This window comes from Roseisolibacter sp. H3M3-2 (assembly GCF_029211165.1).
In the GTDB taxonomy this organism is placed as follows: domain Bacteria; phylum Gemmatimonadota; class Gemmatimonadetes; order Gemmatimonadales; family Gemmatimonadaceae; genus Roseisolibacter.
Genome location: NZ_JARGEK010000144.1, coordinates 1 through 11038, shown reverse-complemented (window position 1 = coordinate 11038; position 11038 = coordinate 1). Strand labels below are relative to the sequence as shown.

At 75.1% G+C, this 11038-nt stretch carries 12 protein-coding genes and 1 tRNA gene; 7 read left to right on the top strand and 6 right to left on the bottom strand.

The window, feature by feature from the left end:
* On the top strand, window positions 1–453 hold a 453-nt coding region (locus tag PYV61_RS13120; protein WP_275832194.1), incomplete at its 5' end, for a GGDEF domain-containing protein.
* Window positions 454–481: 28 nt separating this feature from the next.
* Here PYV61_RS13120 and PYV61_RS13115 read toward each other — a convergent pair.
* The 4 genes from PYV61_RS13115 to PYV61_RS13100 form a co-directional block, all read right to left on the bottom strand.
* Window positions 482–745, bottom strand: a complete 264-nt coding sequence (locus PYV61_RS13115; protein WP_275832193.1) for a hypothetical protein — start codon at window positions 743–745, stop codon at window positions 482–484.
* Window positions 746–830: 85 nt separating this feature from the next.
* Entirely contained in the window at window positions 831–1475 is a 645-nt protein-coding gene (locus PYV61_RS13110) for a Rad52/Rad22 family DNA repair protein (RefSeq protein WP_275832192.1), read from the bottom strand.
* Window positions 1476–1575: 100 nt separating this feature from the next.
* Window positions 1576–3063, bottom strand: coding sequence for a hypothetical protein (locus tag PYV61_RS13105; protein ID WP_275832190.1), 1488 nt, complete (start codon window positions 3061–3063; stop codon window positions 1576–1578).
* Entirely contained in the window at window positions 3060–3548 is a 489-nt protein-coding gene (locus PYV61_RS13100) for a hypothetical protein (RefSeq protein WP_275832188.1), read from the bottom strand. The genes PYV61_RS13105 and PYV61_RS13100 overlap by 4 nt, the downstream gene beginning before the upstream one ends.
* Before the next feature lie 125 nt (window positions 3549–3673).
* Here PYV61_RS13100 and PYV61_RS13095 point away from each other — a divergent pair, with 125 nt between their 5' ends.
* Window positions 3674–4573, top strand: a complete 900-nt coding sequence (locus tag PYV61_RS13095) for a LysM peptidoglycan-binding domain-containing protein (RefSeq protein WP_275832186.1) — start codon at window positions 3674–3676, stop codon at window positions 4571–4573.
* A 74-nt stretch (window positions 4574–4647) separates the two neighbouring features.
* On the opposite strand, the gene PYV61_RS13090 is transcribed toward PYV61_RS13095, so the two are convergent.
* Entirely contained in the window at window positions 4648–5631 is a 984-nt protein-coding gene (locus PYV61_RS13090) for a deoxyhypusine synthase family protein (protein ID WP_275832184.1), read from the bottom strand.
* 202 nt (window positions 5632–5833) lie between these two features.
* Here PYV61_RS13090 and PYV61_RS13085 point away from each other — a divergent pair, with 202 nt between their 5' ends.
* From PYV61_RS13085 to PYV61_RS13075, 3 genes are read left to right on the top strand one after another with little or no spacing between them, the layout of a single operon-like run.
* On the top strand, window positions 5834–6982 hold the full coding sequence (locus tag PYV61_RS13085) for a copper oxidase (protein WP_275832182.1): 1149 nt from the start codon (window positions 5834–5836) through the stop codon (window positions 6980–6982).
* Window positions 6983–6989: 7 nt separating this feature from the next.
* Window positions 6990–8141, top strand: coding sequence for a sensor histidine kinase (locus PYV61_RS13080; RefSeq protein WP_275832180.1), 1152 nt, complete (start codon window positions 6990–6992; stop codon window positions 8139–8141).
* Window positions 8138–8797, top strand: a complete 660-nt coding sequence (locus PYV61_RS13075; RefSeq protein ID WP_275832178.1) for a response regulator transcription factor — start codon at window positions 8138–8140, stop codon at window positions 8795–8797. Before PYV61_RS13080 ends, PYV61_RS13075 begins: the two co-directional genes overlap by 4 nt.
* A 106-nt stretch (window positions 8798–8903) precedes the next feature.
* Here the strand turns inward: PYV61_RS13075 and PYV61_RS13070 are convergent.
* Window positions 8904–8977, bottom strand: a tRNA-Ile gene (locus PYV61_RS13070).
* Window positions 8978–9246: 269 nt separating this feature from the next.
* On the opposite strand from PYV61_RS13070, the gene PYV61_RS13065 reads away from it, so the two are divergent.
* Together PYV61_RS13065 and PYV61_RS13060 are read left to right on the top strand one after the other, a co-directional pair.
* On the top strand, window positions 9247–10095 hold the full coding sequence (locus tag PYV61_RS13065; RefSeq protein WP_275832176.1) for an FHA domain-containing protein: 849 nt from the start codon (window positions 9247–9249) through the stop codon (window positions 10093–10095).
* Window positions 10096–10117: 22 nt separating this feature from the next.
* A partial coding sequence (locus PYV61_RS13060) for a serine/threonine-protein kinase (RefSeq protein ID WP_275832174.1) occupies window positions 10118–11038 on the top strand: 921 nt, incomplete at its 3' end.

The window sequence follows — 11038 nt, the reverse complement described above, 5'->3', positions numbered from 1 at the left end:
CTGCCCGACCGCGACGCGCTGCTGGCGGAGGCGGCGCGCCTGCTCGCCGCGCGCGCCGGCGCCGGCCGCCCGATCGCGCTGCTCGCGCTGGGCGTCGACCACATGGCGCGCGTCAACGCCGGCGCCGGCCGCCTCCTCGGCGACGCCCTGCTGCAGCGCGTCGCCGAGGTGCTGAGCCGCCGCACCCGGGCCAGCGACGTCGTCGCGCGGGCGGGGGGCGACGTCTTCCTCGTGCTGCTCCCGGACGTCGCCGCCGACGAGGCGTCGCGCATGGCCGAGCGGCTGCGCGTCGCCGCGGGGCACGCCCTCGCGCCGGCGCTCGAGGTCACCGTCTCCGCCGGGGTCCGCGCGGCGGCGGTCGACGGCGCGACCGCCGAGGCGCTGGTGGACGCCGCGCTCGCCGCGCTCGCCGCGGCCAAGGCCGCGCGGCGCGACCGGGTGGCCGCCGGCTGACGGCAGGCGGCCACCCGGTCGCGCCGGCTCAGTCCTCCGGGCGGACCGCGGTCACCGCGCGGCAGCGGGGCCCGTGCTCCTCGCAGTACCAGCCGTGCCGGTCGTGCCAGACGCGGTGCGGCGCCCGCTCGCTCTCGTAGCGCACCCGCCAGACGCCGCGCACGCGCGTCCGCTCCCCGCCCACGCGGCGCGCGTCGAGCGGCTCCACCAGCACCGCCTCGGGGAAGAGCTCGGTCTGCGGCGGCGTCGGGATCGGCGGGGGTGCGGTCGGGCGCGGGCGGCGGGGCGGCATGGCGGGGATGCGACGAGGGGCGAGGGACCGCATCGGTCCCCCGCCCCGTCAACTTCGCCGGGCGCCGCGCGGAGACAAGCCCCGCTCAGGCCGCCCGCGCCTCCAGGTAGCGCAGCGCCTCGTCGGCCGCCGGCTCGGTCAGCCCGCCCCTGAGCCGCTTGCGCACCGTCGCGCCCACCTTCTCGTCGGCCACGCGCGCCAGCAGCGCCTCGATGCGGGCCAGCTGCTCCGCGGTGGCGGGGCGCGGCCGCGGCGTCGCCCACTCCGGCAGCGCCGGCGGGTCCCACTTGAACCACTTCCCGTCCTTGGTGCGCGCCGAGAAGCGGCCGGACTCGGTGACCTGCGCCCACCCCTCCTCGAGGTCGTACAGGTATCGGCCGATCCCCCACTGCACCGCCGCGCGCTTCATCGCGTTCGACAGCCCGCCCTTCACCGGCTCGACGTCGCTGTTCTCGGCGCCGTCCCACTTGGTCACCCAGCCGATCTCCGCGTCGACCCAGATCGAGAGGCCGCAGATCACGCCGCCGGCCGGGCCCTCGCGGTACTCGTTGCGCCACCGGTGCGGCCCGACGGTGTCGTCGAGGCGCTCCATGATCGCGCGGTTGGTGACGTAGGCCAGCACGCGCGCCCAGGGCTTCCCGTTCTTCTCCCCGGCCTGCTGCACCCGCCACTCGATGTCCCCCGGCGCGAAGGGGTCGCGCAGCCGCGCCAGATCCGTCTCGTTCGTCATCCTGCCGTCTCCTGTTCGTCCGTCCGATTGGTGAGAGGACCCGGTGCCCCGTCGTGCGGGCACCGGGATCTCCTACCCCGAACAGGGGCCGAAGTTCGGGTCAGACTTCCATGACGACGCGGACGTCGGGGTCGAGCTCGGCCGCGGCCCGGGCGCGGGTCAGCCACGACACCACCAGGAAGACCAGCAGCGACAGCACCAGCGCCACGGCCGTGCCCGTCACCCCGGCCGGGAAGCTGAACGCCCGGAAGTAGGCCAGCGACTCGAGGACCAGGGTCACCACCAGCCCGGTGGCGATCGACGCCACCGCCCCCGCCCGGGTCGCCCCCTCCCAGTTGAGCCCGATCGCCAGCGCGGGCACCGTCGTCGACGCGAAGAGCCCCCAGCCGAACACGCCGAGGAACGCCACGAGCGCCCCGGAGCCGTGCGCGATCGCGGCCGCCGCGAGGGCGATCACGAGGGTCGAGACGCGCCCCCAGCGCAGCTCGTTGCCGAGCCGCCGCCCCATCGCCACCGGCAGGTCGTGCGTCACCGCCGCCGCACCGATGTTCAGGAAGGAGTTCATCGCCCCCATCGTCGCCGCCGCGACCCCGGCGAACACCAGCGCCGCGAGCAGCGCGGGGGTGAAGCGCAGCAGGAAGGTGGGCGTGGCCTCGTCGGGCGTCGCGAGCGGCGCGAGCAGGCCGGTCGCGACCAGCGCCTTCACCGCCACGCCGACGCCGAAGAACAGGAGCAGCACGAGGAGCAGCCCGACCGTCTTCAGGAGCGGGTACCACTTCAGCTGCCGCACGTCGCGCAGCATGTAGTACTTGTGCACGGCCTGCGGCTGCCCGAGCGCGCCCATGCCGAAGACGAAGAAGAACGACAGCGCCGCCAGCGGCGTCAGCTTCCCCCACGGGCCGAGGAACGCGGCGTCGGTCGGCGTGATCGCGCGCGTGAGCCCCCCGATCCCGCCGCCGATCGACAGCACGTGGCCGAAGACGAGCGTCGACGCGACGGCCATCAGCGTCCCCTGGAAGACGTCGTTGTACACCCCCGCGAGGATCCCGCCGGCCGCCGAGTAGGCGAGGGTCACCCCCGTCCCGACCCAGATCCCCGGCCCCACCCCGATGCCGAAGATGGCGTCGAGCACGTAGCCCATCGCGAGGCAGTTCGTCGCCATGTAGCCCACGACGCCCACGAGGATCGCGACCGCCGAGAGCCCCTGCGCCGTCGGCGACCGGTAGCGCGCGCCGATGGCGTCGGGGACGGTGAGCAGCCCGCGCACCTCGCCCAGCAGCCGCATGCGCTTGGCGAGCACCCACGCGCCGAGCACGTTGGTGACCGACGCCGGCAGCACGATGAACAGCGCCCCGAGCCCGATGTTGTAGAGCAGCCCCGGCCCGCCGATGAACGCGAAGCCCGACACCGACGTCGACACTGACGCCACCGTGAGCGCGGCGAGCCCGAGCCCGTGGCCGGCGACGAAGAAGTCGCTCGCGGTGCGCGTGCGGCGCATCGCCCACACGCTGATGGCCACGACGACGGCGAAGTAGGCTAGCGCGACCGCCACGACGGTGGGGTCGGACGCGCGCGCGACGGGCGTCACGGGCCCCGCGCCGCGCGGGCCGCGCGCGCCGCCGCCTCCACCCGCGCCTGGTCCTCGGGGCGCAGCGTCTCGGCGTCGAAGGTCAGCGCGTAGACCACGGGCAGCACGAGCGCCGGGAGCAGCCCGATCCCGTAGACGATGACGGCGGCGCGCCGCGGGAGCCCGAGCCACAGCCGCTCGCCGCCGCCGAGCCCCGCGGGCAGGGCGAGCGCGAGCCCGAAGACGCCGGCGAGCAGCGCGCCGAGCGCCGCGAAGGCCGCCAGCGTCCCGCCGGCCACCCGCCCGCGCCGCGCCGCGCCGAGCACCATCGTCGCCACCTGCACCAGCGGCACGCCGAGCGCCTTCAGCCAGGCGGCCCACGCCGGCGCCCCGCCGGCGCGGAACGCCGACGCATACGCGGCCGCGATGGCCAGGGTGCCGACGAGCAGCGCCCCCACCGCCGCGCGCGTCAGGGGGCCGCGCGTCCCGGCGTCCGTCTCGTCCATGCGAACCGCGCCTCCGCGCGCCCGGGTGGTCGCGCGCCGGCCGTCCGGCGCGCCGCGCGCTAGCTCGCACCCCACCGCGCGCCGGTCAAGGGCACCGGCGTTAGCTTTGCGGGGTGAGCCAGTCGATGCGACCCGACCTCCTCCCCGCCGGCGGCGCGACCACCGAGTTCCCGGTCTACGCCCCGGGGCAGGCGATCGACGCCGAGGGGTACGCCGTCGAGCCGCTGCGCCGCGGCATCCGCCCGCGCCGGCGGTCGACGCTGCAGCGCGTGCTCATCGGGCTCTCGGGGGGCACGCTGCTGATCATCGTCGGCGGCGTCCTCGCCCTGGCGACGCTGCTCTCCCCCATCGGCTCACGCCGCGCCGCGCGCGCCGCCGCCGAGCAGGAGCTGACGAGCGAGCTGGAGCCGGGGGAGCGCGTCCTCGGGCGCGCCTACGTCTCGCAGCGCAACTGGTGGGACAACCTGCGCGAGTCGTTCGGCGTCCTCGCCGCCACCGACCGCCGCCTCCTGTACGTCGGCGTCCCGCCGGCCCCCTGGATCGCGCGCACCGCCGAGGGGCCGCCCGAGCTGCGCTCGCAGAGCTTCACCTACGACGCCCCGTTCGTGGCCGAGGCGCGCCGCCTCTTCCTCGGGCTGACGCGCGGCGTGCTGGTGCAGACGCCCGCCGGCGACGTCGCCTTCCTGGTCGGCCGCGGCGAGGCGGCGCGCGTGCGCGACATCGAGCGCGTGGTCGAGCGCGCGCTGGCCGCCCGCACCGAGGCGCAGGAGCGCGAGACCCTCGCGCGCACCGCCCCGCCGCCGCCGCCGACCGTCTACGGCACGCACGTGGTGCGCTACGGCGAGGCCGTCATCAGCATCGCGCGGCGCTACCGCACGACGCCCGACGTGATCCGCCAGCTCAACCGCCTGCGCAGCGACAACGTCCGCGCCGGCCAGCGGCTCCGCGTCCCCATCCCCGCCGGCGCCGCCGACAGCGCCGCGCGGCCGCCCGCCGCCGCCCGCCCGCAGGCCATCACGTACTGAGGGCGCTGCGGGCTACGGGCTGCGGATCCGAACCCGCAGCCCGCAGCATCCGACGCGCGGCGCCCTCCGGGGAGCTACTGCCCCATCACCAGCGCGAACACCAGCGGCGCCACGATGCTCGCGTCGCTCTCGATCACGTACATCGGCGTCTCGGCGCCCAGCTTCCCCCACGTGATCTTCTCGGCCGGCGGCGCGCCCGAGTAGCCGCCGTAGCTCGTCGTCGCCTCCGAGATCTGGCAGAAGTAGCCCCACAGCGGGACGTTCTCGCGCTGCAGGTCCTGGTGCAGCATCGGCACCACGCAGATCGGGAAGTCGCCCGCGATCCCGCCGCCGATCTGGAAGAAGCCGATCGACGTCGACGCCGACAGCTCCGTGTACCAGTCGGCCAGCCACGTCATGTACTCGATGCCCGTGCGCACCGTGTGCACGTTCTTCACCTCGCCGGTGATCACGTGCGACGCGTACATGTTCCCCGTCGTCGAGTCCTCCCACCCGGGCACCACTATCGGCAGGTTCTTCTCCGCGGCCGCAATCATCCACGAGTCCTTCGGGTCGATCTGGTAGAACTCCTTCAGCTTCCCGCTGTTCAGGATCCGGTAGTAGAACTCGTGCGGGAAGTAGCGCTCCCCCGCCGCGTCGGCCGCCATCCATTCGGCCAGCACCACCTTCTCCAGCCGCCGCATCGCCTCCGCCTCGGGGATGCAGGTGTCGGTCACGCGGTTCATGTGCCGCGCGAGGAGCGCCTCCTCCTCCTTGATCGACAGCGTGCGGTAGTGCGGCACGCGCTCGTAGGCGTCGTGCGCCACGAGGTTGAACAGGTCCTCCTCGAGGTTCGCGCCGGTGCACGAGATCGCGTGCACCTTGTCCTGCCGGATCATCTCGGCGAGGGTGATCCCCAACTCGGCGGTGCTCATCGCGCCCGCGAGGGTCACCATCATCTTGCCGCCCTTCTCGAGGTGGCGCGTCCAGCCGTCCGCGGCGTCGACCATCGCCGCCGCGTTGAAGTGCCGGAAGTTGTGGCGGACGAACTGCGAGACCGGACCGGGCTGGGGTGCCATTGCGATGTCGTGGGTGGGTGGGGGCGGGGCGCCGGGAAGTTAACCGCTCCGGCCGGCCGGGAGCCCACGCCTGTCGGGGTTGCCCCGACACGCGTGCCGGGGGTCGCCGCGGATTCTTTCCGCATGGCCCCCGACGGGGCGCGCCGCGCAAGACCGGTACCCTACGCTCGTCCTCCGAATGACTCCAGCGACGAGCCCCGACATGTCTGCCGATACGATCGCCGACCGCCTCCGCCAGCAGATCGCCACCGCCACCTCGCGCCGCGCCTTCCTGCGCCAGGCCGGCCTGGCGACCGCCGCCGTGGGCGCGACCGGCGCGCTCGCCGCCTGCGCCCAGGGCGACGCCGCCCAGGCCAACCAGGCCACCCCGGGCGGCGCCGCCGACCACAGCGGCGGCGCGATGGCCGCGCGCCCCGCCCCCGCGGCGCCCGCCCCCGGCGGCGAGGGCGTCTACGGCGGCCTGACGCTCGAGCAGGCGCGCGCCCGCGCCGACGCCATGGACGCGATGCACGAGAAGGGCGTCAAGGCGTTCCCCGCCAAGACGCAGGGGATGGGCAACCAGGTCCTGGACCCGCGCCTCGACAAGGGCGTCAAGGTCTTCGAGCTCACCGCCCGCCCGATGAAGTGGGAGACGGAGCCGGGCAAGTTCGTCTACGCCTGGGCGTACAACGAGCAGGTCCCCGGCCCGCAGATCCGCGTCACCGAGGGCGACCGCGTGCGCGTCGTCATCAAGAACGAGCTCCCCGAGTCGACCGCCATCCACTTCCACGGCGTCGTGCTCCCGATCGCGCAGGATGGCGTGCCGTTCATCACGCAGCCGCCGGTCAAGCCGGGCGAGAGCTACACGTACGAGTTCACGGCCAAGAACGCCGGCTCGCACATGTACCACTCGCACATCAATGCCGCCAAGCAGGTCGGCTCCGGCCTCCTCGGCGCCTTCATCATCGAGCCGAAGCGCCCGCGCGCCATCGAGAAGGTCGACGTCGACTACGTCATGGTCTTGAACGACGGGGTCCACGGCTACACGCTTAACGGCAAGGGCTTCCCCGCCACCGAGCCGATCAAGGCCAAGCTCGGGCAGAAGGTGCGGGTGCGGTTCATGAACGAGGGGATGATGATCCACCCCATGCACCTGCACGGCATGCCGATGACCGTCATCGACAAGGACGGCTGGGCGCAGCCCGCGCCGTGGAAGTGCGACACGCTGAACATCGCCCCCGGCGAGCGCTGGGACGTGGTCATCGACTGCGACAACCCCGGCGTCTGGGCCTTCCACTGCCACATCCTCCCGCACGCCGAGGGCGAGCACGGCATGTTCGGCATGGTCACCGCCCTGATCGTGGAGAAGTGACGGCGCAGTGACGGACTCCCCGCCCGGCCCCGGGCCGCGGCCCCCCCAGCTCGAGCGCGCGCCCCGCCCGGATCCCGCGGCGGGGCGCGACCGCGCGCGCCCGCGCTGGCAGCGCGCCATCCTCGGCGTCCCGCTGACCGCGAAGCTGGCGGGCGCCAACCTGACCGTGCTCCTCCTCGCGGTCGCCGCGCTGGTGTACGCGGCGGGGCGCCCCGACCACCTCGACGCCTGGCTCGTCGGCGGCGCGCTCGCCCTCGGCCTCGCCGCCAACTCGCTGCTCGTGCGCTACGCGCTCCGCCCGGTGTGGGAGCTGGAGCACGTCGCGTCGCGCGTCTGGGCCGGCGACTTCGCGGCCCGCGTCCCCGGCTCCGACGTCGCCGACCGCGAGATGTCGCGCGTCGGGCGCACCTTCAACCTCCTGCTCGACGCCATCGCCCGCGACCGCGAGCGGATGCGCGCGCTGGCGCTGCAGACCGTGCGCGCGCAGGACGACGAGCGCTCGCGCATCGCCCGCGAGCTGCACGACTCGACCGCGCAGACCATCGCCGCGCTCACCTACCAGCTCACCGCCGCCGCGCGGCAGGCGGGGGAGCGCGGGCAGCCCGACCTCGAGGCCCAGCTGCGCGAGCTGCGCGAGCAGACCGGCGAGCTGCTGGAGGAGGTGCGCCTCCTGTCGCACGCCATCCACCCGCGCGTGCTCGACGACCTCGGGCTCGTCCCGGCGCTCGAGTGGCTCGCCCGCCAGACGCGCGAGCACACCGCGCTCGACGTGCACGTCGACGCCGACGTGCCGGCCGACGCGGCGTCGCTCAGCGACGCCACGGCGTCGGCGCTGTACCGCGTGGCCCAGGAGGCGCTGCGCAACGTCGAGCGCCACGCCCGCGCCGGCGCCGCGCGCCTGACGTTGCGGGCCGACGCCGGCGACGTCATCCTCGACGTCGCCGACGACGGCGCCGGGTTCGACCTCGCCGAGGCGGAGGCGCGCCGCCCCGGCATGGGCCTCTTCTCGATGCGCGAGCGGCTCGGCCTCGTCGGCGGCACCCTCGACGTCCGCACCGCGCCCGGCCGCGGCACCCGCGTCCGCGCGCGCGCCCCGCTCGACTCGCTGGCCCCGCGCCACGCCGTACCGTTCAGCCCCCCCGCCACGGAGCTCCGATGATCGAGGACGTCATCCGCGTCATCCTCGCCGACGACCACGCCGTCGTCCGCGCCGGCCTGAAGGCCGTGCTGGGCGTCGCCAAGGACATCCAGGTCGTCGGCGAGGCGTCCAACGGCCGCGACGCGCTGGCCATGATCGAGCGCCTCGACCCCGACGTCGTCCTGATGGACCTGACGATGCCCGAGATGGACGGCGTCGCGGCGACCAAGGAGCTGATCGCCCGCAAGGCGCGCACGCGCGTCCTCGTCCTCACGATGCACGCCGAGGACGAGTACCTCGTCCCGCTGCTGGAGGCCGGGGCGAGCGGCTACCTCGTCAAGAGCGCCGCCGACCGCGAGCTGGTCGACGCCGTCCGCGCCGTCGCCCACGGCGACACGTACGTCCAGCCGTCGGCCGCGCGCGCGCTGGCGCGGGGGCTCAAGCGGAAGGAGGCACACGCGGACGAGCGCGAGCGCTTCGAGCGCCTGACGGATCGCGAGCGCGACGTGCTGCGGCTGGTCGCCGCCGGCTTCAGCGCCCCCGAGATCGGCGAGAAGCTGTTCATCAGCCCCAAGACCGTCGACACGTACAAGCAGCGCATCGGCGAGAAGCTCGGCCTCACCCACCGGTCCGAGTACGTGCAGTTCGCGCTCAAGCTCGGGCTGCTGACGCAGTAGCCCGGCGCGGCCGGCGGCGCGGCGGATTGTGACGTACGTCGCCGCACGGATGCCGCACAACGTCGCGAGCCCCCGACGACCGGCGGGGTCGTCGGGGGCTCGGGAGTGGGCCAGGGAGGAGTTGAACCTCCGACCTCACGCTTATCAGGCGTGCGCTCTAACCACCTGAGCTACTGGCCCCGGAAGAGCCGCGAAGTATAGGCCGGCCAGTGGCTTCCGTCAACCGACGACGCCGCGCGCCGACCCGCGCCGGCGTGACGCGCGACACCGCCCGCGACGCGCCCCGCTGACAATCTGGAAGGGGGAATGCAATTTGCTCGGGTCGGCACCTGCGGATGAGCGCGCCTTCGTCGTAGTCGGCGGGACCGGCGCGCGGCCTCGCGGGGTATGAGCCGGTGCCGGTCGTCGGCTCCCGACCGCGCGTTCCCCTCCACGCCCCACCCTTCCGGATGCCCAGCGGACCCGTCGCCGCCGCGATCGTCCTCGCCCTCGCCGTGCTGGCGGGCGGCGTCTACCTGTTCTTCGAGTTGCGCCACCACGACGGTGGCCGCCGGCTCGAGCGGCAGCGCGACGGCGCCCGTCTTCCGCTGTTCGGCACCGACGGCGTGGTGGAGCGCAACGACGGGGCGCCCGCCCCCTCGCGTTCGTCGGCCGCGGTGGTCGTCCCGCGCACGCGCCCGACGCCGCCCGCGCCGTCGGCATCGCCCGCGGCGCCCGCCCCCGCGGCCTCCAACGGCAATCACGCCCCGCGCCCGGAGCGCAGCTTCGCGCCCCCCGAGCCGCGGCCGTCGGCCGACCGCCCGCCGCCGCCGCGCGGCACGCGCATCCCGCGCGCCCGCCCGAGCTTCGCGGAGCTGGCCGCCGCCGCGCCGGCCGGCGGCGGGTCGGCGAGCGCCGCCCTCGCCGAGGCGATGCACCACGGCGAGTCGCTGCGCTTCGCGATCCCCGACGAGGGGACGCTGCAGTTCCTCCCCGGCCGGCTCGAGGTCGTCTCCGGCCCCGATCGGGGGCGCGAGGTGCGCTTCGTGCGGACCGGCCCGGGGGACGCGCTCGAGATCACCTTCGGGCGCAGCGAGGGGCCGCCCTACCGCCACGTGCAGCTCATGGCGCGCACGGTCAGCCGGCAGCACGCCGCGATGCAGCTCGCCGACGGCCACTGGGGGCTGCGGAACATGTCCGCGACCAACCCGGTGCTGCTCAACGGGCGCGCGCTCGAGGCGGGCGAGGTCGCCCCCCTGCTCGTCGAGGGCGACCGGATCGAGATGGGCGAGGTCGTGTTCGTGTTCCACGAACGGTGACCAGCAGCGGGCGACGGCGGCGATGACGCGCGGCGGTTTCGCGGACCTCGAGTCCGACTACGAGCTCCTCGGGGAGCTCGGGCGCGGCGGCAGCGCCGTCGTCTACCGCGCGCGCGACCGCCGCCTCGGCCGCGAGGTCGCCCTCAAGGTCGTCCGCGTCCCCCCCGCCGTCGCCGGCGCCGAGGGCGACGAGGCCGTCGCCCGCCTGGCGCGCGAGGCGCGCACGATCGCGCGCCTGGAGCACCCGCACATCGTGCGCGTCAACGCCGTCCGCGAGCTGCGCGACGGGCTCGCGCTCGAGATGCCGTGCATCGCCGGGCGGACGCTCAAGCAAGTGATCGCCGACGAGGGCCCGCTCCCCCCGACGCGGGCCGCCGAGATCCTCGCCGACGTCGCGCAGGCGCTCGCGTTCGCGCACGCGCACGGCGTCGTGCACCGCGACGTGAAGCCGGAGAACGTGTTCATCGAGAACGCGACCGGCCGCGCGCTGCTCGCGGACTTCGGCGTCGCGCGCACGCACGAGATCGACTCCCGCCTGACACAGACCGGCGTCACGCTCGGCACGCCGGCGTACATGAGCCCCGAGCAGATCGACGGCGGCGAGGTGGACGGCCGCTCCGACCTGTACAGCCTCGGCCTCGTCGGCTGGGAGACGCTGACCGGCCGCCGTCCGTGGGAGGGCGAGGGGCTGTTCGCGGTGCTGCAGCGGCAGAAGCACGACGACCTGCCGCCCGTCGAGTCGGTGCGCGACCCCGCGCTCCCCGCCGTCCCGGCGACGATGCTCTACGTGCTCGAGCGGCTGATGCAGAAGGCGCCGGGCGCGCGCTGGGTCGACGCCGGCGCGGTCGCGGCGCAGCTCACGCGCCCCGTGCTGCCGTCCGACTTCGCGCAGTGGAAGCGCGCGCACGCGCGGCGCGTCGAGGCCAGCCGCGGCGCGCCGGCC

What these genes read in the sequence shown, in the direction of transcription:
- PYV61_RS13110 (WP_275832192.1), bottom strand. Translation starts at nt 1,475, where the DNA reads ATGACGAACGAGACGGATCTGGCGCGGCTGCGCGACCCCTTCGCGCCG.
- PYV61_RS13090 (WP_275832184.1), bottom strand. Translation starts at nt 5,631, where the DNA reads ATGGCACCCCAGCCCGGTCCGGTCTCGCAGTTCGTCCGCCACAACTTC.
- PYV61_RS13065 (WP_275832176.1), top strand. Translation starts at nt 9,247, where the DNA reads ATGCCCAGCGGACCCGTCGCCGCCGCGATCGTCCTCGCCCTCGCCGTG.
- PYV61_RS13085 (WP_275832182.1), top strand. Translation starts at nt 5,834, where the DNA reads ATGTCTGCCGATACGATCGCCGACCGCCTCCGCCAGCAGATCGCCACC.
- PYV61_RS13115 (WP_275832193.1), bottom strand. Translation starts at nt 745, where the DNA reads ATGCCGCCCCGCCGCCCGCGCCCGACCGCACCCCCGCCGATCCCGACG.
- PYV61_RS13100 (WP_275832188.1), bottom strand. Translation starts at nt 3,548, where the DNA reads ATGGACGAGACGGACGCCGGGACGCGCGGCCCCCTGACGCGCGCGGCG.
- PYV61_RS13095 (WP_275832186.1), top strand. Translation starts at nt 3,674, where the DNA reads ATGCGACCCGACCTCCTCCCCGCCGGCGGCGCGACCACCGAGTTCCCG.
- PYV61_RS13075 (WP_275832178.1), top strand. Translation starts at nt 8,138, where the DNA reads ATGATCGAGGACGTCATCCGCGTCATCCTCGCCGACGACCACGCCGTC.